This window comes from Candidatus Competibacter denitrificans Run_A_D11, assembly GCF_001051235.1.
GTDB lineage: Bacteria > Pseudomonadota > Gammaproteobacteria > Competibacterales > Competibacteraceae > Competibacter_A > Competibacter_A denitrificans.
The window spans coordinates 87,291-113,170 of sequence record NZ_CBTJ020000001.1 but is presented as its reverse complement, the minus strand read 5'-3'; the positions used below and the strand labels follow the sequence as shown (position 1 = coordinate 113,170).

The following is a 25,880-nucleotide window of genomic DNA, read 5'->3' as shown; positions in this document are numbered from 1 at the left end:
ATAGCGCCAAGAATAGCGGATTTTTCTGTAGCGCACTCTGAAGGCTGGCTCATGCCAGAGATGCTGAGCGGTTATCCGACTTGAGTCCCAGCGCGTCAAATTGTGGGTAAGCTAGCTCAGCTTATGGGCTGTAAAGGCCACTGTGTCATAAACTACCCTTCAAAAGTGCAATGCTGGCGACAATTGAGCATCAAAAAGGGGCTTCGCTGATGGCTCAACTAACCGGGTGAGAAGCGATAGCCGACACCCATTTCGGTGCGCAAGTAGCGCGGGCGGGCGGGATTAGCTTCCAGCTTCTGCCGAAGCTGGCTCATAAAGAGACGCAGATAGTGGCCGCGTTCAACGTAAGCCGGACCCCAGACTTCACATAGCAGTTGTCGATGAGTTAACACTTTACCAGGTTGCGCCAGCAACGCGGCCAGCAGGCGAAACTCGATAGGCGTCAGATGCACCGGTCGGTTGGCGCGGGTTACGGTGCGATGCGCCCAGTCGATGCGCACCTCGCCAAAGCACACTACCGCCTCAGCCGTCGCGGCACCGACCTGACGCCGACACACCGCCCGCACCCGCGCCAACAATTCCATCACGCTGAACGGCTTGCTCAGATAATCGTCCGCCCCGGCGTCCAGAGCGGCCACTTTGTCGTAGTCTTCCACTCGCGCCGACAGCACCATAATCGGCCTGTTGGTCCAGGCCCGCAGGTTGCGGATGAAGTCCATGCCGTTGCCATCCGGCAGCCCCAGATCGAGGATTACCAGATCGGGCTGGCGCGTTCCAGCGTCCAGCAGCCCCTGCGCCAGCGTTTCCGCTTCATGGACGCGATGCCCGTCCCGTTCCAACGCGGTGCGCACGAAGCGGCGGATGGTGCGTTCGTCCTCGACGATCAGCACCGTGAGCTGGGGCTTCAGTGGCGACGTCATGACCGTTCAGGATTTAGGAAGTACTGGCAGGGATGTCCGCTGCCTCGGCCTCGCTATCGACCGGCGGCAGTTCCGCCAGCGGCAGCGTCACCAGAAAACTCGCGCCACCGCCGGGCCGGTTGGCGGCCTGAATCTGCCCGCCGTGAGCTTCGACCACCGCCTGACAAATCGCCAGCCCCAGGCCGACGCCCAGCGCGGCGGATTCGGCCTGGCCGCGACTGAATTTGGCAAACAGCGCCTGCTCCCGACCGGCAGGCAGTCCCGGCCCTTCGTCCCAGACATCAATGCGCACCTGCTGCGCCGCTGCCGTGGCGGTGACGCCGATGGCGGTGCCGGGCGGGGTGTATTTGGCGGCGTTTTCTAGCAGATTGACCAGTACCCGCTCCATCAGCGCCCCGTCGCAGTACAGCAGCGGCAGCTTTGGGTCCAGCGCCAGATGCACCGGATGTAAGCGCAGCGGCTGCTCCAGCAGTTGCAATGCCGAGTCGAGGATTTCCTCCAGCGATTGCCAGTCCTGGCGCAGGCGGATACCGCCGGTTTGCAGCCGGGCCATGTCCAGCAGATTGTCAGCCAGCAGCGCCATGCGCACGGCCTGTTCGCGGATGTCCGCCAGCGCGTCCTGGTGCGGTGATTCCTCGGCGGCCAAATCCAGTGCCAGCGTTTCCGTCAGCCCGATCAAGCCGGTCAGCGGGGTGCGCAAATCGTGGGAGAGCGCCGCCAGCAGGGAGTTGCGCTGCCGCTCACCTTCTATTTTGACCAGCGTATCGCGGGCGACATCGACGAAATGCACCCGTTCCAAAGCGATGGCAATGAGCGCGGCGAAGGTGTCGAGCAGGCGGCGCTGTTCCGGGATCAACACCAGGCGCCGTTGTTCCGGGGCCACGGCCAGCACACCGCGCATTCGCAGCGGGGCCTTAAGCGGCAGATACAGCACCGATGAACCCGGCAGCGTATCGGTGCCAAGTCCAGCCGCTTCGTTGCGGTCGAAACTCCATTGGGTGATGGCGACATCGACCTTGAGCTGGCCCGGCTGCGGTGGCAGCGGTTGGAAACGGTCTCGGTCATCGGGCAACAACAAGCGCGCTTTGACCCGAAAACTGGCCTCGACCGAGCGCTCGCTGATTTCGATCATCTGCTCGACGGTCAACGCGCCGGAGAGGTCGCGGGACATCTGATAAAGATGACGAGCACGTTGCTCGCGAGCGCCGGAGACCTGGGCCTGATAGCGGTAACGGGCCGTGAGCTGGCCTACGACCAGACCCACAATCAACATGACAGCGAAGGTCATTAGATACTGCACATCGCCGACCGCAAAAGAGAAACGAGGATGGACGAAAAAGAAATCGAAGGCGAGAACATTGACGATAGCCGCCAACACCGCTGGCCCGCGTCCGTAGCGCACCGCCACGCCCACCACCCCCAGCAGGAACAACATGGCGATATTGGTCAGGTCGAGATAGGGCAACAGTGGGGTCGTGGCCAGCGCTGTCCCCACACAAGCCAGCAGCGTGACCCCGTAGGCTTGCCACAGCGCGGCGGCTTGGGCGGTTCGGTCTTCGACGTTCACGCCAGCGCTTTGGGCGGGCAGGCGTTGCGGAGCGTCGGTTCGCGCCAACGCCAGCAGGTCGAGTTTCGGAGCCTGCTGCGCCAGTTGCTCGGCCAGCGCGCGTCGAAAGAACCGCCATCGGCCCGGTCGGCGGCGTCCGACCACCACCTGCCCCAGGCGGTGCTGATGGGCGTAGGCGAGAATGGCCGACGCAATGTCGGCGGCGGCCTGGGTGGCGGTTTGCGCGCCCAGGTCCTGGGCCAGCTTGAGGGTGCCGAGAATCGCCCGCCGCCGGGCTTCCGGCAGGCGTTGCAATGCGGGCGTTTCGACATACAGCGCGTGCCATTCCGCGTCGAGCTTGTTGGCCAGCCGACTGGCGGCACGTACCAGCCCTTCCTCGCCCGGTTCCGGGCCGATGCACACCAGCAGCGCCTCGCGGGTGGAGAGCGACGGGCCGCCGGTCAGTTGCTGATAGTGCTCGCGCTGGTCGTCCACCCGGTCGGCGGTGCGCCGCAGCGCCAATTCGCGCAGCGCAATCAGATTGCCCTTGCGGAAGAAATTTTCGATAGCGCGTTCGGCCTGCTCCGGCAGATAGACCTTGCCTTCCTTCAGCCGTTGCAGCAACTCATCGGGCGGCAAATCGACCAGCACCACCTCGTCGGCCTGATCGAACATCCGATCCGTCACGGTTTCCCACACCCGAATGCCGGTCAGACCACCCACCACGTCGTTGAGGCTTTCCAGATGTTGGACGTTGATGGTGGTCAGCACATTGATGCCGGCATCCAGCAGTTCCTCGATGTCCTGCCAGCGTTTGGGATGGCGGCTGCCGGGGGCGTTGCTGTGCGCCAGTTCATCGACCAAAATCAGCGCCGGTCGCCGCGCCAGTGCCGCATCGAGATCAAATTCCCGCAGCGTCCGCTCCCGATAGGACACCTCTTTCAGCGGCAGTTGTTCGAGGCCCTCCAGCAAGGCGGCGGTTTCCTGGCGGCCGTGGGTTTCGACCAGACCCACCACCACATCTATGCCCTGCTCGCGCAAACGACGGGCGGCTTGCAGCATGGCGTAGGTTTTCCCCACCCCTGGCGATGCGCCGAAAAAGATTTTCAGCTTGCCGCGTTGGGAATGCGCCTCTTCCTGCTGGATGCGCTGTAACAACTGGTCGGGATTGGGGCGGGCGTCGCTGGCCTGACCGCTCATGGCTAGTTCTTCCTCGGCGGGGGTGGCCACCAAATACGCAAAAAGATCTTCGTCCGCTGCCACCAGCTCAGGTCACGGTCGGCCAGCGCCTCCAGAAAATCGGACAGCACCTTGGAATGGGCGACCGCGTAGTTGACCAGCAGGATGGTCGGTGTCAGCACCATCCCAAAAATCAGCGCCTTGACCAACAGTGATTCGCCGGTGAAGTCGAATAGATTCATGCCGAGAAAGCCGGTGGAGACAGTGGCGATCAGACCTAAAGTTGTCACCACCGTCAGCCGAACCACGGTATTGGCCTGGCGGCGCTGGCTGTCGCTGTCCAGATACTGGTTCATGTCCTTGACCGACGCGCTGACATCCTGATACATCCGGTCGGTGTTGAGATGCTGAGTCAGCAACCGAAACAAATCCCGGACTTGCGCCTGATTGGACACTTCGTGGAACCAGTAGCGTTCGGTGAAGCGCAGAAACGTGGCCAGAATGCGGCGGATTTCCCGCTTGAAGTCCCGCACCGAATCCAAATCGTGGACGTGCAACTGGCTGATGGCCACCACCAGCCATTCCGAAAACAGCATCAGCGCTGATTTCTGAAAATGGGCGATCAGATTCACCAGAAAATACTGGTGACGAAACTGACCCAGCAGGCCGGTTTCGGCATTGACGAAAAAGGGCTGGCTGGCCTTGCCGACCACCACAAAGGCGTGGCCGCAGCACAGGTAGCGGCTGGTCAATGCCGGATTGCCCGGTTCCCAAAACTTGTCATAGCAATAGTGATGCTCGAAGCGCCGCAACTCCTTGGCCGAGTACGGCAAGGCATCGGACGGCCCGGCTTTGGTGATCAGCGCCAGCCGGGCGAAATCGCCGCGCGTCAGTTCCTCCGGGTCGTTGAAGCTGAGATACGCCAGCAGCGGCATCCGGTGATATTCAATTTGCCGGTAGGCGATCAGGCCCTCCCGCTCACCGTGATACAGGGCCAGCGGTCGCAACAGATACTCCCAGTGGGCGCAGATGTTGGGCGAACGGTGCTCACAAGTGAAGGCAAGGTACTTTTCCCGATTCTCGTAATCGGACACCGCCAGCGTTTCACCGGACGCCCCCAGCCATTCCACCCGGTACGGGCATTGGCCGCCCTGGCCGTTCGCCTCCCAAAAGCCCGGATACGCCCGCCCGACTTTGAACAGCACATCCTCGACCAGTACCAGCGGCAGGTCGTTGGCAAAAAATTCCACCACCAGGATGATGATGTCGATGTCGTAGAAAAAATACAGATCGACATGGGCCAGTTCCAGCACCAGCGGTGGGGTGGTGGTATCGAGCTGAACCCGCATTCGGGCAATGTCGCTACGCCGGAAGACGCGGATCGGCGATTGGCCGTAGCCGACCTGGCCGTTGCGGCTGGCGCTCTCGCCGTAGAGAAAGCGCTGGACGTAAGGCAGAAAGGTGATGAATTCCTTGTAATGCCGTTCTTGGAAATTTTTGGGGTCGCCGAATTCATCGGCGACTTGCTGCCACGGACAGCCTGCTCCCGGATTTTCCAGCAACTCCCAGTATTTGGCGCTGTGTACGGCTTTGCTCTGGCCGATAATCCGCAGCGGCCAGAGCAACATCTGGCGAAAATGACGCACGAGTGGCGTGGTGGCGCCGGTCGGGGCAGTCTCGGCGGTCGTTGTGGCAGGGAGCGGGGCGTTCATGGATTTTTAGTGAGCGGCAGATGATCCAGGGCGAGGTTCAATTCGAGCACGTTAACGCGCACTTCGCCAAGAATACCCCACTGACGGCCTTGTGTCTGTTGCGCCACAGCATCGCGCACCGTTTCCGGCGGCAAGCCACGGGCGCGCGCCACCCGCGCCACCTGATAGTCGGCGGCGGCGGGACTGATGTGCGGATCGAGGCCGCTACCCGACGCCGTGACCAAATCCACCGGCGCCGGTTGGGTGTTGCCGGGATCGGCATTGCGCAACGCCTGAACGCGCGCCGCCACCACGTCTTTCAGCGCCGGATTCAATGGGCCAAGATTGGAGCCGCCAGATGCTGCGGCATTGTAAGGATAAGGTCCGGTGGCTGAGGGTCGGCCCCAGAAGTATTTGGGATCGGTAAAGTTCTGGCCGATCAGGCGGGAGCCGATCAACTTGCCCTCTCGTTCAATCAAGCTGCCGGCGGCCTGATCGGGCAACAGCAGTTGGCTGATGCCGGTCACCAGCAGCGGATAAATCAGGCCGGTGATGAGCGACAGCAGGATAAACAGCGTCACTGCGGGACGAATCAAGGTTTTCATGGTGCGTTACTCTCCCTAAAACTCACGCCCAGCCTGCGAGCGCAATCAGCCAGTCAATCAGTTTGATGCCGATAAAGGGGACGACCACCCCACCCAGACCGTAGATCAGCAGATTGCGCCGCAGAAGCACCGCCGCGCCGAGCGGCCGATAGGGGACACCCTTCAGCGCCAATGGGATGAGAAACACAATGATGAGGGCGTTGAAAATCACCGCCGACAGGATCGCCGAGGCCGGAGTGGCCAGGCCCATCACATTGAGCGCCGCGAGTTGCGGATAGGTGGTGACGAAGGCGGCCGGGACGATGGCGAAATATTTGGCAATGTCGTTGGCGACGCTGAAGGTGGTCAGCGAGCCGCGCGTCATCAGCATCTGTTTGCCGGTCTCGACAATCTCGATCAGCTTGGTCGGGTTGGAATCGAGATCGACCATGTTGCCGGCTTCCTTGGCCGCCTGGGTGCCGCTGTTCATCGCCACCGCCACGTCGGCCTGGGCCAGCGCCGGGGCGTCGTTGGTGCCGTCACCGGTCATCGCCACCAGCCGCCCCTCGGCCTGATGTTGACGAATCAGCGCCAGCTTGGCCTCCGGCGTCGCTTCGGCCAGGAAATCGTCCACCCCCGCTTCGGCGGCGATGGCGGCGGCGGTCAGTCGGTTGTCGCCGGTAATCATCACCGTTTTGATGCCCATGCGCCGCAATTCGGCGAAGCGGTCTTTGATGCCGCCTTTCACGATGTCCTTGAGTTCGACCACGCCCAGCACGTTCACGCCATCGGCCACCACCAGCGGGGTACTGCCGCGCCGGGCCACCGTGTCGATAGCGGCGCTCACGTCCGCCGGGAAATGGCCGCCTTGCGCCTCGACGTGGGCGCGGATGGCGTCCGCCGAGCCTTTGCGAATTTGCCGGTCCTTCAGGTTGACGCCGCTCATCCGGGTCTGGGCGGAAAAGTGAACGAAGGTTGCGCCGAGGGCGTGGATGTCGCGCTCGCGCAAGTTGAACTGCTGTTTGGCCAGCACCACGATGGAACGGCCTTCCGGCGTCTCGTCGGCCAGAGAGGCCAGTTGTGCGGCGTCGGCCAGCACCGTTTCGGTTACCCCACTGGCGGGTAGAAAAGCGCTGGCCTGCCGGTTGCCGAGGGTGATGGTGCCGGTCTTGTCCAGCAACAGCACGTCCACATCGCCCGCCGCTTCCACCGCACGGCCCGACGTAGCGATGACGTTGGCCTGCATCATCCGGCTCATCCCCGCCACGCCGATGGCCGACAGCAAGCCGGCAATCGTGGTGGGAATCAGGCAGACCAGCAGCGCGACCAGCACGGTGATGCTCACCGGCGAACCGGATTGAGTGGCCGCGACGCTAAACAGCGAATACGGCAGCAGGGTCACCGTCACGCCGAGAAAAATGATCGTTAAAGCGACCAGCAGGATAGTCAGAGCGATTTCGTTGGGGGTTTTCTGCCGTTTGGCCCCTTCCACCATCGCAATCATCCGGTCAATAAACGCTTCGCCCGGATTGACCACGATGCGCACCACGATCCAGTCGGACAATACGGTGGTGCCGCCGGTGACGGCGCTGAAATCACCGCCGGATTCGCGGATGACCGGCGCGGATTCGCCGGTGATGGCGCTTTCGTTGACCGAGGCCACACCTTCGATCACTTCGCCGTCGGCGGGAATCATGTCGCCTGCTTCGATAAGCACCACGTCACCCTTGCGCAAGTCGGTTCCGGCCACTGTGTCTGTGGCCGCGCCGTAACGCGGCTCGCGCAGCTTTTTCGCCATCACGGTTTTCTTGGCTCCGCGCAGCGAGGCCGCCTGCGCCTTGCTACGGCCTTCCGCCAGCGCTTCGGCGAAATTGGCGAACAGCACGGTAAACCACAGCCATAAGGTGATGGCGAGAATGAAACCGGACGAGGTTTCGCCGTGGCCGCCCAGCGCGTGCAGCCACAGCACCGTGGTCAGCAGGCTGCCGACATACACCACGAACATCACCGGATTGCGCCATTGCAAGCGCGGATCGAGCTTTTTGAACGCATCGACGATGGCGGGTTTCACCAGCGCCGGGTCGAACAGGGTTAAGGTTTTACGCGACATCGGTTGTTCTCCTTAGCCTCACCGGCCAGCCCACAGCAGCAGATGCTCGATCACTGGCCCCAGGGCCAGCGCGGGAACGTAGTTGAGCAGGCCCACCAGCAGCACCGTACCGATCAACAGCGTCACGAACAGCGGCCCGTGGGTCGGCAAACTGCCGGAGGTTTCGCCCAAGCGTTTTTTCGCCGCCAGCGACCCGGCCATCGCCAACACCGGCACGATGATCCCGAACCGGCCCAGCCACATGGCGATGCCCAGCAGCACGTTGTAAAAGGGCGTGTTGGCGGACAGCCCGGCAAAGGCGCTGCCGTTGTTGTTGGCCGCCGAGGTGAAGGCGTACAGCACTTCCGAGAAGCCGTGCGCGCCGGGATTGAGGATGCCGGCCCGGCCGCTGGTCGTCATCACGGCGACCGCCGTACCGCTCAGCACCAGCAGCGGCGTCACCAGAATGGCAATGGCCATCATTTTCATCTCGTAGACTTCGATTTTTTTGCCCAGATACTCCGGGGTGCGGCCGATCATCAGCCCGGAGATGAACACTGCCATGATGGCGAACACCAGCATTCCGTACAGGCCGGAACCCACGCCGCCGAACACCACTTCGCCCAGTTGCATCAGCACCAGCGGCACCATGCCACCCAGCGGCGTAAACGAGTCGTGCATGGCGTTGACCGCCCCGCACGAGGCGGCGGTGGTGACGGCGGCGAACAGGGCGGAATCGGCGCTGCCAAAGCGCAATTCCTTGCCTTCCAGATTACCGGCCGCCTGATCGACGCCCAACGCGGCGAATGTGGGATTGCCCTGCTGCTCGAAGCTCATTACCGCCATTGCCGCGACGACGAACAGCACGGTCATCGCCGCCAGCACGGCCCAGCCCTGGCGGGCATCGCCGACCAGACGGCCAAAGGTATGGCACAGCGCGGCGGGAATCAGCAAAATCGCCAGCATTTCCAGCAAATTGGTCAGCGGCGTCGGGTTTTCGTAGGGGTGCGCCGAATTGGCGTTGAAAAACCCGCCGCCGTTGGTGCCGAGCATCTTGATGGCTTCCTGCGAGGCGACCGGCCCCATTGCCAGCGTCTGGGTCGGCAGGGTGACGGCTGCGGTCACTGGATTCCCTTGGACATCTTTCACCGGCTGACCGGTCGCGTCGAGCTTGGGCGCGTCATACACCGTGGCCTGCACCGTCGTGGCCTCTTGATAGGGCGATAAATTCTGAATGACGCCCTGGCCCACTAGCAGCACGGCCACGACGACCGCCAGCGGCAGCAGCACATACAACGTGATTCGCGTCAGATCGACCCAGGCGTTGCCGATCTCGCGCACCGAATGCCGAGCGAAGCCACGCATCAAAGCGACGGCGACAACGATGCCGGTGGCCGCTGACAGGAAATTTTGCACGGTCAGCGCCAGCATCTGGGTCAGATAGCTCATCGTCGTCTCGCCGCCGTAGCCTTGCCAGTTGGTGTTGCTGACAAAGCTGATGGCGGTGTTGAAGGCAGAATCGGGGCTGACATTGCCGAGTTGCTGCGGGTTAAGCGGCAGCCAGAGTTGCAGCCGTTGCAGGGTGTAGGTGGCGAGCAGGCCCAGCCCGTTGAATAACAGGAGGGCCAGTCCATAGCTCAGCCAACCCATGCCGTCCGCTGGATGGACGCCACACAGACGATAAATCCCCGCCTCAATGTGGCCGCCGACCCGCGCCGCCCAGGCCGCACGTCCTTCCACCACCGCCGCTAAATAAACGCCGAGCGGCTTGGCCAGAAGAAGCAGAACCAGCAGGTAAAGGCCGAGTAATAACCAGGCGTGCGGGGTCATAAATCCTCCGCCTTGAGCAGCGCGAAAATCAGATAGCCCAGCAGTCCGACGGCGATCACTCCCGCCAGCAGGTAAATACCGCTCATGACCTACCTCCGAGCCTGACGCAGCCAACCGCCAGACCGTTGACCAGAATAAAAAGCAGGGACAGCCCAGCCAGATAGGCGAAATCCATTAGATTTCTCCGATAGTGAACAGGCAGATAGTGAACAGGCAGGGAATGAAAAACTTCCGGGAACAGAGAAGCGTCAGCGCCGGTGCGCCAGCCAGGCGCATAATTCGATTAACAAGGTCATCAACAGGAAAAAACCGCCTATTATGCCGAGCATGAATAAATCGTCCACAGCGCGTCTCCACACGGTCGTTTCAACCCTGTGTAGTTTGCAAGAAGCGTTGCAAGGAAGGTGTAAGGATTGGCGGGGGAGGTTGTTAGGAAAGTGTAAGTTTTTAGACGGTGAGTACCGGGAGGCCGATGATGAGGCCATCGTTCAGCGGTTGGCCGGGCGATTCGACCGAAACCGGCCTGAACGGTCCCGTACCGGAGGGTGCCGATAAGTTGCCATATCCGGGGTCATCGGTGGGCAAAACGAATGTGGTTTGCAGGCAGAATTAGCGCCGGCCAACCCTGTCTAATGCCCAGGCCGCTGCCTAGCGGTCCATGTTATAATCCGCGTACTCGCGCTTAGCCAGTTCGCGCGGGTTTCCCAAAACCTGACAACAACTTATGAGGGAAATTTTATGGCGAAACATGTCACTGACAGCAGCCGCCGCCGTTTCATCAAGCTGACCGCTATCGGGCTGGCTGCTGCACCTTTTGCTAACACACTGTTGACCGGGACTGCTGGTGCTGCCGAACCGATCAGCGAAACTGATCCGTTGGCGGCCGCGATGAAATATAAGGCGGATGCCACCAAGGCCGCAGAGCGTAAGGATGCTACCCAGACCTGCGCCAGTTGCGCGTTGTATACCGGCAAGGCGGGCGACGCCTCCGGCCCTTGCTCCATTTTCCAGGGCAAGCTGGTGACTGCCCAGGGTTGGTGTAGCGCTTGGGCCAAGAAGGCGGCCTAATCTACTCAGATAGTTAGCGGAGGCCCCGTCGTTTGCGGGAAATCCGCTAACTGGGTTCGGATGCTTATTTGCCTCGTTTTCGATCAAGCCGCCAGACGAAATCTTCAATGATCTTGCGGTAGAGATCTTCCTTTAGCACCGTGTCCTCGACGCCGTGGTCGATGTTGGGGTTGTCGTTGATTTCGATGACGACGATACCCTTGCTGGTCTGTTTTAAATCAACGCCGTAAAAACCGTTGCCGATCAAGCTGGCCGCCTTGGCAGCGGTCTTGATGACGATTTCCGGTGCGTCTTCGACTCGGAAGGTTTTAGCATCTCCTTCCCGCGTGGTGCGGCCTTCGCCAGGCTCGTGGTGATAAATCTGCCAGTGTTCCTTGGACATGAAGTACTGGCAGACAAACAGCGGGGTGCGGTTGAGGATGCCGACCCGCCAATCGAAATCGGTGTATAGAAATTCCTGCGCCAGCACCAGATCGGATGCTTTGAACAGCCGTCCTGCCACTTCCAGCAGCTCGGTGCGATCATTGACCTTGAACACGCCGCGCGAGAACGAGCCATCGGGGATTTTTAGCACGATGGGATAGGGGATTTCGCTGTCCACTCGTTCCAGATTATCGCGCCGGACAATGACGGTTTTGGGCATACGGATGCGATGTGTCCGCAACAATTCATCCAAATACACTTTATTGGTGCATTTCAGGATCGAATCAGGATCATCAATGACCACCATGCCTTCACTTTCCGCTTTCTTGGCGAATTGGTACGTGTAGTGATCGATGCCGGTGGTATCGCGGATGAATAACGCATCGAATTCGGCCAGTCGGCCGTAATCCTTCTTCTCGATCAGTTCGACGTTGACACCGCATTCGCGTCCGACCCGAATGAACTGTTGCAGTGCCTTATTGTTGGAAGGCGGCATCGCTTCCTTGGGGTTGTGCAGCATCGCCAGATCGTAACGATAGTTGTTGCGCGCGCGTGGTTGCCGCCAGCGTCGGCTTAAATAAGTGGCCAGCGCACCCAAGAAAATCTCTTCCTGTTCCGTCGAGAGCGAATGCAGATGAAGCGCCTTGAGCGTCGCAATGCGCCATTGGCCCTGCAAGCGGAATTCAACCCGCAGCAAAGGCGCCCGAAAAACGCCGAACAACTGTCGGGCTAGCTCTTGTAGCTCCTTAGCGGGGCATTGGCCGAAATAGATATCCAGCTCGAAAGCGGTAGCGGTAAAGCCGGGCCGGGGTTTGCCCAGCACTTGCTGCACATGATCATCCAGATCTTCAATATCAAGGCTGTAGATGGATTTGCGGCTAAGATCGTTGAGTGTGCGCACACTGGGGATGACCCGATGACGGCGCGCTTCAGCCAACAACGAACAATAATAACCGACGCTGAGATAGCGGTAGCTGCGGCAAAGATTGAGGACCCGCAAATTGCGGCCAGCGGAGGAATATTCGGGTTTAGCCAGATAGTCCTTAGCAGCAACGACGGGCAGTTTCGGAAAATGGGATTTCCAGTCGGTGGGGTTTTCCACCAAAATGATATGATCGGCCATCGGTGTAAAGCGGTACTCCTGACGCGGCAATTATCCAGTAACGGCAGTGAAGGGGGTCGGCAGTTCGGGCCGACAGCTGGCAGAGTAGAGGATCAGCACGGCCTTTTGTCCGGCTTTACCGTAGCGTGCCATGCGTTGAAATTCTCGATGTGGGATTGGCATATTGATGGAATCGGTGACGGTTTCGCCGGCCTTCACATCGACCAGCGGATCATGGACGTAGATATAGTGGGCATCAAAGCCGGTGACCACCACCCAATGGGGAAACCGCTCGCCGTAGATTCGGTAGGAGCTGATTAGCACCAGCGCGATACCACCGGCATCGCACTTTTGCCGTAACTCATCTACACCCAGACTGCCTCGGCGTAACAGCACCGGTAAGCGGCTTAGCTCATCAATCCAATCTTCCTGAACCAAGCGCATCACTTCCTTTTTTTCTGCGCTACGTACCGAGTCCACCAGAAAAACGCCATCTTCATTGACATGGATCTCTAGGGAGAAGCCACGCCGGTACGCGGACAGGGCCAGTCCATAGGGGCCACAACCGCCGTGGCCGGAGGTCATAAAGATGGTGGTGGCCTCACGCCACAACCGCAGCTCCAGGGTGCGATTCAGCTCCATGGCAGGGTCTAGCGCCTTCATCGCCATCATCAGTGCTGCTGGACCGCAGGTAAAATCGAGGGATTGCGGATAGTAAGGGACTTTGATCAGTTCAGTGCGTAAATCTGGGATCAGGCGCTTTTCAAAGCGTAGCGCGTCCATGTGATCTTCGTAATAATCCGGCGTGACCTCAAATTGCCGGAAACCGCGCCGCTGGAAAAGCCTCAGCGAGGCGGTGTTGTCACGCCGGACTTCCAGACGCATTGAGACGCAGGATCGCTCTAAAGCAGCTTTTTCCGCCGCCGCTACCAGCCGGTCGGCGAGACCCTGGCGCACGTACTCAGGCGCAACGGCGATGGAATACAGTCGGGCTGTCGATGTCCCCCGCGAGAATAACAACAAGACGTAACCCTGAATCTCGCCATTTTGTTCCGCCAGCAAGGTCACTGCGTTGCCGTGCGTCAGCAAGTGACGGAAACTGCGTCGGGATAGGCGGTCGGTGGTGAAGCAACGCCGTTCCATGGCGAGGAGTATAGGAACATCGTCCAACGTGGCATGACGCAGCATAGCGATTTGAGACATGAAGCCAACGATCTGAGGCTTTTGCTAAAGAGCGAGCGATGATAGGCACAACAGCTTGAAGGCGGCGGTGGAGGCGCGGGTGCAAGCCAGAAAATTAACGGTACGATGAAGCTACTCAAGAGATGCGCCGCGCTATAAAAGGTGGCTCGCTTGGGACAGCGTACTATGGTTATTATCGCGCAGTACCAACCACCCTCGCCAGTGAAAATCGTGATGCCGATTGATTCTCCTTCCAGCGTGTTGAGTCGGATTCGTCAGCTCATCGCCACACCGTCGATCAGCAGCGTTTCTCCGCAATTCGATCAGAGCAACCGGGCTGTGATCGACATGTTGGCTGGCTGGCTAGAGGAGGCCGGTTTCGCGGTACAAATTATCCCGCTGCCCCAGCAGCCGGATAAAGCAAATTTGATCGCCACGCTGGGTCGTGGTCCGGGGGGGCTGGTTTTGGCGGGCCATACCGATACCGTGCCGTTCGATGCGGGCCGTTGGCATTACGATCCGTTTGGGGGCGTAGTCGCTAACGAATGCATCTACGGTTTGGGCACGGCGGATATGAAGGCTTTTTTGGCATTAGCCATTGCGGCGGCCAGCGAATTTGCGGTACGCGATTTACGCCAGCCTCTGGTGATCTTGGCGACCGCTGACGAGGAAAGCAGCATGGCCGGTGCGCGGGCGCTGACGCTGGCCGGGCGGCCGCTGGGACGCCATGCCGTGATCGGTGAACCGACCGGTTTGCAGCCAGTGCGGATGCACAAGGGGATTTTGATGGAGGCAATTCGTCTGGAAGGTCGCTCCGGTCATTCCAGCGATCCGGCACTAGGCGTCAGTGCTCTGGAAGGAATGCATCGGGTAATCGGTGAGTTGCTGCGCTGGCGTGAAGAATTGCAGGCGCGCTACCGGAACCCACTGTTTGCGGTCGAGGTGCCGACACTGAATCTAGGCCATATTCATGGTGGTGATAACCCTAACCGCATTTGTGCCGATTGTGAGTTGCATATCGATATCCGGCCGCTGCCTGGCATGATGCTGGCCGATTTGCGAGAAGCGTTGCATCAGCGTCTGAGCGATTTGCTGGTCGAGAGCGGCTTGCTGTTGAGTTTCCGGCCCCTGTTTGCCGGTATCGAAGCGCTGGAAACCCCAGCAGCGGCGGCCATCGTGCGCGCGACTGAAGAACTGACCGGCGCGCCGGCCGGCGTGGTGGGATTCGGCACCGAAGGGCCTTATCTGAACGCTTTGGGCATGGAAACCGTGATCATCGGCCCCGGCAGCATCCGTTGCGCGCATCAGCCGGACGAGTTTTTGCCGTTGGCGACGATCCCACCAACGCTCGCGCTCTTGCGTGGATTGATTAATCGTTTCTGTGTGGCGAGCGCATGAGGGATCTTCCACTGATCCTTGGCGCTCTGGGGCCGATTTTCGCGATTATGTTGTTGGGATTGGGATTGCGGCGCTTGGGGTTTCCTGGAGAGGATTTCTGGCCAGCGACAGAGCGTTTCACCTATTGGATTCTATTCCCAGCTTTGCTGCTGCATCATTTGGCCTTAGCCCGTTTGGCTGATTATCCGGTGGGTCCTGTCGCCACGGTGATCGTCGCCTTGCTGTTGGGGATGACAGCAGTGATCTATGGGGTTCGAACATGGCTTAAGGTGGATGGCCCGGCTTTCACCTCGGTCTATCAGGGCGTGATTCGCTTCAACACCTATGTCGGGTTGTCGGTGGTGCTGGCGGTGTTTGGTACCGCAGGCGCCACGATGGCGGCGTTAGTGATGGCGATCATGATCCCACTAATCAACGTATTGTGCGTGGTGGTGCTGAATACACACGCGGGTGGAAAGGCGACTGTGGGCAGCGTGTTGCGGGGCTTAGTCACGAACCCGTTGATCCTGGCTTGCCTGGCCGGTATCGGGCTGAACGTAGGGGGTGTGGGCCTGCCATGGGGATCGGCAGCGGTACTTGATGCGCTGGCCCGGGCAGCCCTGCCACTCGGCTTGCTGGCGGTAGGGGCGGGTCTGCGACTGGATGCGCTCATGCGACCGGGATTATTGATCAGCACAAGCGTGTTGAAGTTGCTGGTGATGCCTGCGCTGGCTGGGATATTCTGCTGGATGATGGGTCTTGGATCATTGGAGAGAGGCGTGCTGGTGACATTTGCGGCCCTGCCCAGCGCTTCGGCAGCCTATATTTTGGCTCGGCAATTGGGCGGTGATGCTCCATTGATCGCCGCTATTCTCACAGTTGAAACTGCGCTGGCATTAATAACATTGCCTATAATCCTCATGTCGGTGTTGTGAAAGGAAGCAGCCTGGAATGATGAGAAACCAGTGGATTGTTAGTAGTCAAATGATGTTTTCACTTGCATAATAATCGATACGTCAATTCGGATAAACGCTAATCTTGCGGTACCGGATAGGTACCGATCAACGAGTGGATTACCTTGTGGCAGTTTTGCTTGGGCCTGGACCTTGATGAATTCTACCTTCAGCATCATTTTGCCTGCCAAGAACGAAGCGGTGAATTTGCCGCCGCTGTTGGCTCGGCTGCGAGAGCGCTTTCCAGTAGCGGAGATCATGGTTGTGGACGACGGTTCGACTGATACCACCGCCCAAATAGCGCAGGACCATGGGGCGCGCGTGGTGCGGCATCCGTATTCGATGGGTAATGGAGCAGCGATCAAGACAGGTGCGCGTCATGCCACGGGTGATGTGCTGGTCTTTATGGATGCCGATGGTCAGCATGATCCGGCTGACATTGAGCGGCTGCTAGCGAAAATGGCTGAAGGATACGAAATGGTAGTGGGTGCTCGTCAGGCCGATACCCACGCCTCGTTTGGCCGGCGTTTGGCGAATCACAGTTACAATCGTTTAGCCTCCTGGATGACAGGCTATCATATTGAGGACTTAACCTCCGGTTTTCGCGCTGCTCGTGCTCGCCATTTCCGTAAGTTTATCTATTTATTGCCGAATGGTTTTTCTTATCCCACCACCAGTACGATGGCTTTTTTTCGGTCGGGTTTTCCAGTTGCCTATGTGCCTATTCGAGCAGGTCAGCGGGGGGGTAAAAGCCATATTCGGTTACTGCGAGATGGGACAAAATTCTTTCTTATCATTCTTAAAGTGGGCGCGCTGTTTTCGCCGATGCGGTTTTTTTTACCATTAAGTTTGGTTTTTTTGCTGATCGGCATGGGGTATTACGGCTATACCTATCTTACCATGCACCGATTTACTAATATGAGTGCTGTGTTACTGATCTATTCCTTATCATTATTTTTGATCGGACTTATTTCAGAACAGATTTCTGCTTTGCACTATAAAGGGGTTGAGGATGACCAGCGGCGGACTCGGCGAGATTAGGCCCAATTGTTCGACTACTGGTATTGGCTAGGCGGTGTAGGTTGCTACAAAGGTTTTCATAAAAATTATGTTTGTGAATAGGGCTTTCTTCATGGTTGATCGTTCGTGGGGGTGGGTGATCAGCTTATTTTTCCTATTCATTCTACTGAGCAGTTGTGCTATTTCGCCAGAACCCACGATGGCTGATGCGAGCGTTAAGCCGAGCGTCAAACCAACTTCTGATGAGAAATTAGGTTGGTGGTATGTGCAGTTTCGCTTGCGATGGCCGGATAGCAAGGAAGCAATTTGGTATCCAGATTTGTTGCTGGCGGATCGGGTTATTGGACCAATACTTGATGCTGAACAAGATGAAATTCTTTTATGGCGGTTTCATCGCCGTGCTGCCCGCGATCAAGCTGGTCGGCAGTTCAGTTTCATCTTTCGATCATCCGCATTGGTAGCGAGGCGTATTAATATTCTAATCGCTACCGATCCATTATTGGTACGTTTACAGAAAGACGGGGTGGTAGAAACTGTGCTCTACGATGAGCCGAACCAGATTACTCGGCCGGAAATCAGTGATACCTCAGATCCAAGCTGGTCACCAGAGGTGCGTGCTGCTTGGCCATATTTTATTATGGGAGTAAGCCGATTGTGGTTGGAGTTAATCCTCGAGATAGGAAAAAAACAGGAATTACCTGGTGAGTTGATAGCGCGTTATATCGCTATCGAGCGGGTGCTCAATAACCTTTGGCAGGGTGAGGGTGGCCATGTGTTGTTGCATCATCTAAGTGCTGTGTTCGGTTATCGGGAACTGGCAGTTATGCGGCGAGAGTTAATGGTTTTTTGAGTTTAAGGGTGATTTTTAAGAGGTCATCTCCTAAGAGGCTGTTTAAGCCAACCTATAAAAGTAAACAATTTTGTGAATGAGCCATTACTAATTCTTGAACCAGGTCGTGCTGAGAAGAACTACTGGGCTGACTTATGGCGTTATCGAGAGTTGTTCCTAATTTTGGCGTGGCGTGACATCGCCGTCCGCTATAAGCAGACCATCATTGGAGTGGCCTGGGCAGTGCTTAGACCGTTGTTAACGATGGTAGTATTTACAGTCATTTTTGGTTCACTAGCCAAGCTACCGAGTGATGGTGATGCTCCTTACACGCTATTAGTTTTTGCTGGCATGCTGCCTTGGTCTCTGTTCGCTACTGCATTAGGCGATGCATCTAATAGCCTGATTAATAACGCTAATTTAATTACTAAGGTCTATTTTCCACGAATTATTATGCCGGCCGCAGCAGTTATCTCAGCGTTTGTGGATTTTCTGATTAGCTTCATAATTTTGCTGGGGTTGCTAGTGTGGTACAAGTTTGTACCTAGCTGGCAGATCCTCTGGTTACCCTTGTTTGTTTTGGTGGCACTATTGGCAAGTTTGGGGCCAGGGTTGTGGATTACGGCGCTTAATGTTAAGTATCGAGATTTCCGCTATATTATCCCTTTCTTGGTACAGTTTGGGTTGTATGTTTCGCCTGTGGGCTTTAGTAGCCAAGTGGTACCAGAGAACTGGCGTTTGCTATATAGCCTAAATCCGATGGTTGGAGTGATTGATGGTTTTCGTTGGTGTGTTTTAGGAGGGGGTAGCCCATTATATTGGCCAGGCTTTATACTCAGCTTGGGTGTTGTGACTGGCTTTCTTTATCTAGGGATAGGTTCCTTCAGGAAGGCGGAGAAATCTTTCGCTGATTTGATTTAATTAGAAAAGTTAGAAATATTATATGTCCGATATTGTGATTAAAGCTGAGGGTTTAGGGAAAAAATATTTAATTGGGCATGAGGCTGAGAGGGAACGTTATGTGGCATTGCGTGATGTAATGGTTCGAAATGTACGTGATTATTGGTCTAAGTCTAAAGCTTTATTTCGAGGTGAACCTATTGTATACGGTGATGAGCAAGAAGAAGTATGGGTATTGCGCGATGTGAGTTTTGAAATCCAGAGGGGTGAGTCTGTTGGAATTATTGGTTCCAATGGAGCTGGTAAAAGTACCTTATTAAAAATTATGAGCCGGATTACTGAACCCTCGGCTGGCAGGCTAAGTATTAGAGGACGAGTTGCTAGTTTATTGGAAGTTGGCACAGGCTTTCATCCAGAATTAACTGGTCGAGAAAATATTTATTTGAATGGAGCTATTCTAGGTATGTTGCGCCAAGAGATTAAGCGCAAGTTTGATGAGATTGTTGATTTTGCTGAAGTTGAAAGATTTTTGGATACGCCGGTTAAGCGTTATTCATCAGGGATGTACGTTAGATTGGCATTTGCAGTTGCAGCTCATTTAGAACCAGAGATTTTAGTCGTTGATGAGGTATTAGCTGTAGGAGATGCTGCTTTTCAAAAGAAGTGTTTTGGAAAAATGCAGGATGTATCAAGATTGGGGAGGACTATTATTTTAGTTAGTCATAATATGTCAGCAATTAGAAATATGACTAAAACTGCAATATTATTAAACAATGGTGAAGTTATCTGTGTTAATGACTCTGTATCTGTAGCAGAAAAATATTTAAGGATGTCTCGGCATTTCTTTTTGGAAGCAAATTTAAAAAATCTAAGGAGACCACATATTAAACATGCTGGAATTTATTTATGGAATAATGTTAAAGTTGATTCAATTGATTCTTGTCAAGATGCTTTTTTATTATTTAGGATTTGCACTCTGAATGAGAACAGACTGTCATTCGGGTTTACTATTTTTAACTCAGAGGATGTAGGAATTTTTTCTGGGGTTACTACAGATAGCCGAGAGTTTATACCACAAGATTCTAAAGAGCTAAAAATAAAAATACCTTCTCAATTTTTAAATCCAGGCGAATACCGTATCGAAGGGGCATTATCACAAGATCAGCAGATTATTGAGCAAAACGAGTGTTATTTTACCTTCCTGGTTTATAGAGATAACCGTTTTGATATAGCGGTAGGAAAGTCCAAAGGGCTTTTTCGCCTCTCTGGAGGCTGGGAGTTTAATTAATGAGACTAGTAACTTACTTTCAAAGGAGACTTAGAAAATTTATTGGGATTGATGAGATTGATAGTAAACTAAATGAGATTAATTTGTTTTCTGAAAAGTTTTCTAATCTATCGGAAATGGCATCCTTGGTTGCGACAATTTCAAGTGCGAAATATATTCAAGAAAACATGCTGATGGCAAAGCCCCTTTATAGCAAATTTGAAGTGCTTGATTTCTGTCTTTCTCAAATGAATTTGTTAGATGGCTTAATTTGCGAGTTTGGCGTCTATCAAGGTGAAACAATTAATTATATTGCAAAAAAGGTTAAGAAAGATGTCCTCGGTTTTGATTCATTTGAAGGGTTACCTGAGAATTGGCGTTATGGATTTGAGAAAGGGATTTTTGGTTTTGATATCGATAATTTCAATTATGAAAAAAATGTGAAGCTTATTAAGGGATACTTTCACGAGACTCTACCAGAATTTTTATTAAGGTATTCAGAGTCAATTAGCTTGTTGCACATCGATTGTGATTTGTATTCATCTACTAAAACTATTCTCGATTTTTTGAATGATCGCTTGATGCCTGGAACTATAATTGTTTTTGATGAGTATTTTAATTATCCTGGCTGGGAAAAACACGAGTTTCTAGCATTTTCGGAGTTTATCAATAAATCAGGTCGAGATTATGAATATCTTTGTTATAATAAATTTCACGAGCAGGTTGCAGTTAGGCTTATAGGGTGAAATTACATGAACAGTATGAAGGTCTTTGTTGGATTGTTGAATTGGAATCGCTGTGACGATTTGCGTAGATTAATTAAATCTGTTTTAAAAGATTTATCGGGTCAATCCAATTATAATTTTGAAGTTGCTGTAATTGATAATGCATCCACAGATAAATCTATTCAGATGCTTGATTTGGAATTTCCAGACCTTAAGAAGATTATTAATAATACAAATTTAGGTGGCAGCGGCGGATTCAATACAGTCTTGCGATATGCGGCAACCCAAGGTTTTGATTTTGCTTGGTTGCTTGATAATGATGCAGAAGTTCTGCCCGGTGCTTTTCAAGGGCTTATGTTTTCTATGGAATCTGATCAGAAAATTGCCCTGGTTGGCTCAAAGGTTTTGCATCGTGATGATTCTAGCATTATTAGTGAGTTAGGGGCTAAGATTAGTGCCTTTTCGACTTTTCCCATTCCCCAGTTTTCAAATATTCCTAATCTGGATTTGAAGGCACAGATAATTGATGTTGATTATGTTGCGATCTGCTCGGCTCTAGTTAGGGTTAGCTTACTAAATACCTTTGGGGCTTTAGATGAAAGATTTTTTCTTATGTGGGATGATATGGAGTGGGGTATGAGGATTCGCAATCATGGGTATCGAGTCGTTGCGACTAGTCTTTCGGAGGTGGTTCACCCGGGTTTTTCGGAGCGCACACTTAGTCCGCTTTTTGTTTACTATGCTTGGCGTAATCATCTTTATTTTATCGCTGTTACTTACTCTGGTATTAGAAGAATATTTTATCTTTGTTATATTTCTGGGCTTTTGCATGCTGCTAAAATTAATGCGCAGTATGTTAATAAGAACTTTCCTTTTGTAAAAGCATATAATTTGGCGTTCAGAGATTTTTGTGAAGCCAAATTTGGAAAGATGGATAGATCTATTGAGGCTTTTTCTTGTGCTGGCTCTGGTGATCTTTTTAAGGATAAAGATATTGAAGCTCTTTTTGGCACTAATAATGTTGTTCTTTTATCTGCTGATCGGTCTGTCGCGGTAGTAAAGCTTACTATTGATGTTTTAAAAGGGAGGTTCCCTAATACTCGCTTTATTATCTTAGTAAATTATTCTAGAAAATATCTTTTTCGATGGTATAATCATAATGATTTGTGGATAAGGAAAGGGATTTTCAGGGACTTTTATTTATACAAGCAAATGAAAATAAATAAGGTAAAATCTATTTTTATTTTTGAAAACGTGCCTATAAAAATCCTTTTTTCTTTAACAAAGAATCAATTGACTGTGTCTAACACAGGTGAAATTATAAAAGTATCTAATTTTAGATTATATAATGGTTTTTCCCTGTGGGCCAATATATCTTTAAGGAGATTTATAGGAATGGTTAATGGTTTCATTATGATTCTAAGCAAAATTTTCATGAACCCAAATTTTTTTAGAAATTTAGCTAAATCAAGAAAATTAATATAGATAGGAGTTACGTAGTTGGAGATGAAGGAGTAAAAGGCGAAATGAACCCACCAAAAGTGACCGATGAAGATTACGTCCAGTTTCTGATTGCGACCTCGAAGGTGTGCAGCGCGACGGTAGCGGAGCGGGCACAATCGGACGAGAATCAGGCTTTGGCGCATGATACGTTTACCCACTTGCTGCACCGATTGGAGCCGGATGCGCTGATGCTGTGGCGAGAAGCAGCACCGTACGTAAAACGGCAACGTATCATCGTGCGATCAAGCAGTACCGTAGTATCGAGCAGGATCAAGTCCGCGTCGCGCGCGCTCAACGCAACCACATCGGTCTCGCGTTACGCGCCTTCTTGCGCTTGGAATGGCATTGCTACAAAACCGGCCTCAGTTGGTTGGAGGCAAAGCTCGCTGTCATCCGCCCCGGCGTTCGGGCCTACCTGGCTAATCCACTTTATAACTTGCCCGCAACTACGTAACTCCTAATAGATTAACTAATAATTTTAAATGATGACTATAAATAGATAGCTATGAGTACTACTAAGATAGTAATAGTTGGTTCCGGATTCGCTGGCAGTGTTGTTGCTGAGCAACTTGCGAGAGCAGGTCACCAAATACTGGTTCTTGACCAGCGTCCTCACATTGCTGGTAATGCCTACGATGAGTGTGACGCCCAAGGTGTCCTCATTCATCGTTATGGCCCTCATATCTTCCACACCAACGCTCAGCGTGTGGTCGATTATCTTTCTCGTTTTACCGACTGGTTGCCTTACGAACATCGCGTCCTTGCCAGTGTTGAAGGCCAATTGCTGCCTATCCCTATCAATCAAGATACCATCAACCGCCTTTATGGTTTGAATCTCGATGAAGTTGGTATTCAAGCGTATTTCGAGCGAGTACGGGAACCCCGCGATCCGATCAAAACCAGCGAAGATGTCGTCCTCAATACTGTCGGCCGTGATCTCTACGAAAAATTCTTCCGAGGCTACACGCGCAAGCAATGGGGCCTTGACCCTTCCCAACTCAATGCTGCTGTTACTGCCCGCATTCCGGTACGCACCAATCGGGATGACCGGTATTTCAACGATGAGTTCCAGATCATGCCCAAGGATGGCTACACCGCTTTATTCCAGCGGATGCTGGACCATCCAAACATTCATCTCGAACTCAATACCGATTTTTTCGCCATACGCCAGCAGATAAAAGCTAAAACTATCATTTATACGGGTCCTATCGACGCTTATTTCAATTACTGTTATGGCCGTTTACCGTACCGCTCCTTGCGTTTCGAGCACGAACATCTGCCGGGGATTTCCCGCTATCAACCGGCGGCGGTGGTCAACTATCCCAATGACCATGCTTATACCCGCATTACCGAATTCAAATACCTGACTGGCCAACAACACTCGCACACTGCTATCGTCCGCGAATATCCGCAAGCCGAAGGCGATCCCTATTACCCAGTGCCGCGTCCGGAGAACGAAGCTCTGTACCAGCAATATAAGGCACTCGCTGCTGTTGAGAGGAACGTTTTTTTCGTCGGCCGGCTGGCGCAATATCGGTACTACAACATGGATCAAGTGATTGCCGCTGCTTTAAAAACCGCCGAGCGGATTCTCGGCTCGGCCTGATCGGTGCGCACATACAACCTCCATGGCTGCTACCGTCGCCACCGTTCTAGTAACCTACAATCGACTGCACTTGCTTGCCGTCTGTCTAGCAGCGTTGTTCGACCAGACGAGGCCACCAGACCGAATCATCCTAGTTGATAATGCCTCGACCGATGGCACGGCTGAATGGTTGCGAGCAGGGGGTTACATCAATGATCCACGTATCGATTATCTCCGGCTGGCCGAGAATCTGGGCGGCGCGGGCGGTTTCCATGCCGGCGTGTGCCATGGCTTAAACGGCGGTTACGATTGGCTCTGGTTGATGGATGACGACGCGTGCCCGGACCCATCGGCGCTAGCCCAGCTGCTTGCTTGCCAGCCGCGGCCGCCGCATTTATACAGCTCGGTCGCTATAGCATTGGATGATCCACAACGCCGGTTGTGTTGGCCAGCCATGGCCGTGTCGGGTGGCTCGCGCCTGAAATATAGTGGCGAACTGACCGAGCCGTTGCTTGAAGTCGCCGCGTTGACCTTTCTGGGTTTGTTCGCCCACCGCCACGCCGTCGAACAAATCGGTTTGCCTGATGCCGAGATGTTTCTGGCCGGGGATGACATCGATTATTGCGAGCGTGCCCGCAGAATGGGCGCTCGCTTGTTTCTGGTTACAGGCAGTGTCCTTAACCATCCTTTACCGGGCCGTCGAACGATCGCACTGCTGGGTCGTCAGTTCGACAATCTGCTCCTGCCGCCTTGGAAACGCTATTATGACGTGCGTAACCGGATAGTCATCGCGCGTCGCCATTACGGCCGGCGACTTTGGACTGAAACCATCCCTGGATTGTTGATTCGTCTGATAGATTGCTTATATCACGACCCCGACCGCTGGCACCAAATGCACGCTTACCTGCAAGGTTTCTGGGATGGATTTGGCGGTCGGCTCGGCGCCCGCCGCCGGCCACCCTGAGAAAACTCGCCATGCGCATCGCCTATCTCTGCAAGCGTCAGTATATGAGCCATGATGTGATCGTGGATCGCTATGCGCGACTGTACGAACAACCGCGTCAACTGGCGCTGCGCGGCCATGAGGTGCTGGGTCTGTGTTTTAGCTATCGTGCTACGCAGCATCGAGACGAGTGGCATACTGCCAGCCCGGGCCGTTTGCGCTGGGTTGGTCTAACACCGGATTTCGGTGGGCTAACTTACCCGATCCAAGCCTTGCGCCTGTTGCATGCCTTCTCGCCTGATATCATGGTGGGCGCTTCGGATGCGCCGATCATCGTTTTGACGAGTTGGTTGGCAGGACGACTGAAGGTGCCGTTGGCGGTCGATCTGTATGATCATTTCGAGAGCTTCGGTTTATCTCGTTTGCCTGGCTTGGTTGCGCTCTACCGCCGGGCCTTGCGCCGGGCAGCGGTAGTGACCTGCGTGTCGGAGCCACTGGCTGATTTGGTGCGAACCGACTATCGGGCGCGCGGCGCGGTACTTGCGCTGCCGAGCACCATCGACCGGACAATTTTCTATCCGCGCGACCGCCGTGTTTGCCGGAAAAGTTTGGGATTACCACCGGATGCCAAGCTCATTGGTACGGCCGGTGGGCTGTCGCGCGAGAAGGGTATTGAACCACTGTATCGGGCCTTTGAGCAGTTGAGCAAGGAAGATCCAAATGTGCACTTAGTCCTGGCTGGTCCCTTGGACCGGCAGTGTCCACTGCCAGATAGCCCGCGTATACATTATTTAGGGGTGTTACCTCATGCCCAAACTGCCGAATTGTTTAATATGCTTGATGTTGGGGTGGTTTATCTGCGGGATACGCCTTACGGCCGTTATAGTTTTCCACAAAAAGCTTATGAAATGGTTGCTTGCGAAATACCGCTTGCTGTTGCGTGTGTAGGGTCAATGGCGTCGCTGTTTCAATCTTCCGAGCAAATACTTTATGATGCAGATGATATATCAAGCTTAGCGAGATGCTTAAAAAATCAATTGATGCAGCCTGAGTTAATAAAGTTGAAAATTCAAGATTGGAGTGAAATAGCCATACCTATGGAACAAGCTTATTTGGACTGCATCGAAAATGATGCGCCTTTCTAAGATAGTTGTCAATATATTA

At 54.3% G+C, this 25,880-nt stretch carries 21 protein-coding genes and 1 pseudogene; 13 read left to right on the top strand and 9 right to left on the bottom strand.

The window, feature by feature from the left end; all coding sequences use genetic code 11:
* Positions 1-218 precede the first annotated feature (218 nt).
* From kdpE to kdpF, 7 genes are read right to left on the bottom strand one after another with little or no spacing between them, the layout of a single operon-like run.
* A complete protein-coding gene (kdpE, locus tag BN873_RS00390; protein WP_048669889.1) occupies positions 219-920 on the bottom strand; it encodes a two-component system response regulator KdpE in 702 nt (233 codons plus the stop codon).
* Between the two features lie 13 nt (positions 921-933).
* Positions 934-3,666: a two-component system sensor histidine kinase KdpD gene (gene kdpD, locus BN873_RS00385; RefSeq protein ID WP_048669886.1), complete on the bottom strand. Its 2,733-nt coding sequence runs from the start codon at positions 3,664-3,666 to the stop codon at positions 934-936.
* Between the two features lie 2 nt (positions 3,667-3,668).
* A complete protein-coding gene (locus BN873_RS00380) occupies positions 3,669-5,357 on the bottom strand; it encodes a CorA family divalent cation transporter (RefSeq protein ID WP_053085187.1) in 1,689 nt (562 codons plus the stop codon).
* Positions 5,354-5,941 (bottom strand): potassium-transporting ATPase subunit KdpC, encoded by a 588-nt coding sequence (gene kdpC, locus BN873_RS00375; protein ID WP_048669885.1) that lies wholly within the window; start codon positions 5,939-5,941, stop codon positions 5,354-5,356. The genes BN873_RS00380 and kdpC overlap by 4 nt, the downstream gene beginning before the upstream one ends.
* A 22-nt stretch (positions 5,942-5,963) precedes the next feature.
* On the bottom strand, positions 5,964-8,030 hold the full coding sequence (gene kdpB, locus BN873_RS00370; RefSeq protein ID WP_048669883.1) for a potassium-transporting ATPase subunit KdpB: 2,067 nt from the start codon (positions 8,028-8,030) through the stop codon (positions 5,964-5,966).
* Positions 8,031-8,048: 18 nt separating this feature from the next.
* On the bottom strand, positions 8,049-9,839 hold the full coding sequence (gene kdpA, locus BN873_RS00365) for a potassium-transporting ATPase subunit KdpA (protein WP_048669881.1): 1,791 nt from the start codon (positions 9,837-9,839) through the stop codon (positions 8,049-8,051).
* Positions 9,836-9,925: a K(+)-transporting ATPase subunit F gene (gene kdpF, locus BN873_RS00360; protein ID WP_048669880.1), complete on the bottom strand. Its 90-nt coding sequence runs from the start codon at positions 9,923-9,925 to the stop codon at positions 9,836-9,838. Before kdpF ends, kdpA begins: the two co-directional genes overlap by 4 nt.
* Positions 9,926-10,577: 652 nt before the next feature.
* Here kdpF and BN873_RS00355 point away from each other — a divergent pair.
* The gene (locus BN873_RS00355) at positions 10,578-10,907 is read left to right on the top strand and encodes a high-potential iron-sulfur protein (protein ID WP_048669879.1); all 330 of its coding nucleotides are present in this window, start codon (positions 10,578-10,580) and stop codon (positions 10,905-10,907) included.
* A gap of 64 nt (positions 10,908-10,971) precedes the next feature.
* Here the strand turns inward: BN873_RS00355 and BN873_RS00350 are convergent, their stop codons facing one another.
* Positions 10,972-12,453 carry a RimK family protein gene (locus BN873_RS00350; RefSeq protein WP_048669878.1) on the bottom strand — a complete coding sequence of 494 codons (1,482 nt, stop codon included), beginning with the start codon at positions 12,451-12,453 and terminating at the stop codon, positions 10,972-10,974.
* A gap of 30 nt (positions 12,454-12,483) precedes the next feature.
* On the bottom strand, positions 12,484-13,620 hold the full coding sequence (locus BN873_RS00345) for a peptidase C39 family protein (RefSeq protein ID WP_048670088.1): 1,137 nt from the start codon (positions 13,618-13,620) through the stop codon (positions 12,484-12,486).
* A gap of 228 nt (positions 13,621-13,848) precedes the next feature.
* On the opposite strand from BN873_RS00345, the gene argE reads away from it, so the two are divergent.
* From argE to BN873_RS00285, 12 genes and pseudogenes are all read left to right on the top strand, one after another.
* Positions 13,849-15,012 (top strand): acetylornithine deacetylase, encoded by a 1,164-nt coding sequence (argE, locus tag BN873_RS00340; RefSeq protein WP_048669876.1) that lies wholly within the window; start codon positions 13,849-13,851, stop codon positions 15,010-15,012.
* Entirely contained in the window at positions 15,009-15,926 is a 918-nt protein-coding gene (locus BN873_RS00335; protein WP_048669875.1) for an AEC family transporter, read from the top strand. Before argE ends, BN873_RS00335 begins: the two co-directional genes overlap by 4 nt.
* 174 nt (positions 15,927-16,100) lie before the next feature.
* Complete coding sequence (locus BN873_RS00330; RefSeq protein ID WP_048669874.1) at positions 16,101-16,985, top strand: glycosyltransferase family 2 protein; 885 nt, start codon at positions 16,101-16,103, stop codon at positions 16,983-16,985.
* Between the two features lie 178 nt (positions 16,986-17,163).
* Positions 17,164-17,814: a hypothetical protein gene (locus BN873_RS00325; RefSeq protein WP_242434332.1), complete on the top strand. Its 651-nt coding sequence runs from the start codon at positions 17,164-17,166 to the stop codon at positions 17,812-17,814.
* A 72-nt stretch (positions 17,815-17,886) separates the two neighbouring features.
* Positions 17,887-18,714 (top strand): ABC transporter permease, encoded by an 828-nt coding sequence (locus tag BN873_RS00320; RefSeq protein ID WP_048669872.1) that lies wholly within the window; start codon positions 17,887-17,889, stop codon positions 18,712-18,714.
* Between the two features lie 22 nt (positions 18,715-18,736).
* On the top strand, positions 18,737-19,981 hold the full coding sequence (locus BN873_RS00315; protein ID WP_048669871.1) for an ABC transporter ATP-binding protein: 1,245 nt from the start codon (positions 18,737-18,739) through the stop codon (positions 19,979-19,981).
* On the top strand, positions 19,981-20,706 hold the full coding sequence (locus tag BN873_RS00310) for a class I SAM-dependent methyltransferase (RefSeq protein WP_048669870.1): 726 nt from the start codon (positions 19,981-19,983) through the stop codon (positions 20,704-20,706). The genes BN873_RS00315 and BN873_RS00310 overlap by 1 nt, the downstream gene beginning before the upstream one ends.
* 6 nt (positions 20,707-20,712) lie before the next feature.
* Positions 20,713-22,170, top strand: coding sequence for a glycosyltransferase family 2 protein (locus BN873_RS00305; protein WP_048669869.1), 1,458 nt, complete (start codon positions 20,713-20,715; stop codon positions 22,168-22,170).
* Positions 22,171-22,417: 247 nt separating this feature from the next.
* Positions 22,418-22,642, top strand: a pseudogene (locus BN873_RS00300) (IS701 family transposase); the annotation flags it as partial.
* 51 nt (positions 22,643-22,693) lie between these two features.
* On the top strand, positions 22,694-23,794 hold the full coding sequence (gene glf / locus BN873_RS00295) for a UDP-galactopyranose mutase (RefSeq protein WP_048669868.1): 1,101 nt from the start codon (positions 22,694-22,696) through the stop codon (positions 23,792-23,794).
* Between the two features lie 22 nt (positions 23,795-23,816).
* On the top strand, positions 23,817-24,737 hold the full coding sequence (locus tag BN873_RS00290; protein ID WP_048669867.1) for a glycosyltransferase family 2 protein: 921 nt from the start codon (positions 23,817-23,819) through the stop codon (positions 24,735-24,737).
* A gap of 11 nt (positions 24,738-24,748) precedes the next feature.
* A complete protein-coding gene (locus tag BN873_RS00285) occupies positions 24,749-25,861 on the top strand; it encodes a glycosyltransferase (protein WP_048669866.1) in 1,113 nt (370 codons plus the stop codon).
* Positions 25,862-25,880 lie beyond the last annotated feature (19 nt).

Coding starts and splice junctions, on each gene's coding strand:
- kdpE (WP_048669889.1), bottom strand. CDS start 920: ATGACGTCGCCACTGAAGCCCCAGCTCACGGTGCTGATCGTCGAGGAC.
- BN873_RS00355 (WP_048669879.1), top strand. CDS start 10,578: ATGGCGAAACATGTCACTGACAGCAGCCGCCGCCGTTTCATCAAGCTG.
- BN873_RS00285 (WP_048669866.1), top strand. CDS start 24,749: ATGCGCATCGCCTATCTCTGCAAGCGTCAGTATATGAGCCATGATGTG.
- BN873_RS00310 (WP_048669870.1), top strand. CDS start 19,981: ATGAGACTAGTAACTTACTTTCAAAGGAGACTTAGAAAATTTATTGGG.
- BN873_RS00350 (WP_048669878.1), bottom strand. CDS start 12,453: ATGGCCGATCATATCATTTTGGTGGAAAACCCCACCGACTGGAAATCC.
- BN873_RS00305 (WP_048669869.1), top strand. CDS start 20,713: ATGAACAGTATGAAGGTCTTTGTTGGATTGTTGAATTGGAATCGCTGT.
- BN873_RS00380 (WP_053085187.1), bottom strand. CDS start 5,357: ATGAACGCCCCGCTCCCTGCCACAACGACCGCCGAGACTGCCCCGACC.
- kdpD (WP_048669886.1), bottom strand. CDS start 3,666: ATGAGCGGTCAGGCCAGCGACGCCCGCCCCAATCCCGACCAGTTGTTA.
- BN873_RS00345 (WP_048670088.1), bottom strand. CDS start 13,620: ATGCTGCGTCATGCCACGTTGGACGATGTTCCTATACTCCTCGCCATG.
- BN873_RS00315 (WP_048669871.1), top strand. CDS start 18,737: ATGTCCGATATTGTGATTAAAGCTGAGGGTTTAGGGAAAAAATATTTA.
- kdpC (WP_048669885.1), bottom strand. CDS start 5,941: ATGAAAACCTTGATTCGTCCCGCAGTGACGCTGTTTATCCTGCTGTCG.
- BN873_RS00325 (WP_242434332.1), top strand. CDS start 17,164: ATGGCTGATGCGAGCGTTAAGCCGAGCGTCAAACCAACTTCTGATGAG.
- glf (WP_048669868.1), top strand. CDS start 22,694: ATGAGTACTACTAAGATAGTAATAGTTGGTTCCGGATTCGCTGGCAGT.
- kdpF (WP_048669880.1), bottom strand. CDS start 9,925: ATGAGCGGTATTTACCTGCTGGCGGGAGTGATCGCCGTCGGACTGCTG.
- BN873_RS00330 (WP_048669874.1), top strand. CDS start 16,101: ATGAATTCTACCTTCAGCATCATTTTGCCTGCCAAGAACGAAGCGGTG.
- BN873_RS00335 (WP_048669875.1), top strand. CDS start 15,009: ATGAGGGATCTTCCACTGATCCTTGGCGCTCTGGGGCCGATTTTCGCG.
- BN873_RS00290 (WP_048669867.1), top strand. CDS start 23,817: ATGGCTGCTACCGTCGCCACCGTTCTAGTAACCTACAATCGACTGCAC.
- argE (WP_048669876.1), top strand. CDS start 13,849: ATGCCGATTGATTCTCCTTCCAGCGTGTTGAGTCGGATTCGTCAGCTC.
- kdpA (WP_048669881.1), bottom strand. CDS start 9,839: ATGACCCCGCACGCCTGGTTATTACTCGGCCTTTACCTGCTGGTTCTG.
- kdpB (WP_048669883.1), bottom strand. CDS start 8,030: ATGTCGCGTAAAACCTTAACCCTGTTCGACCCGGCGCTGGTGAAACCC.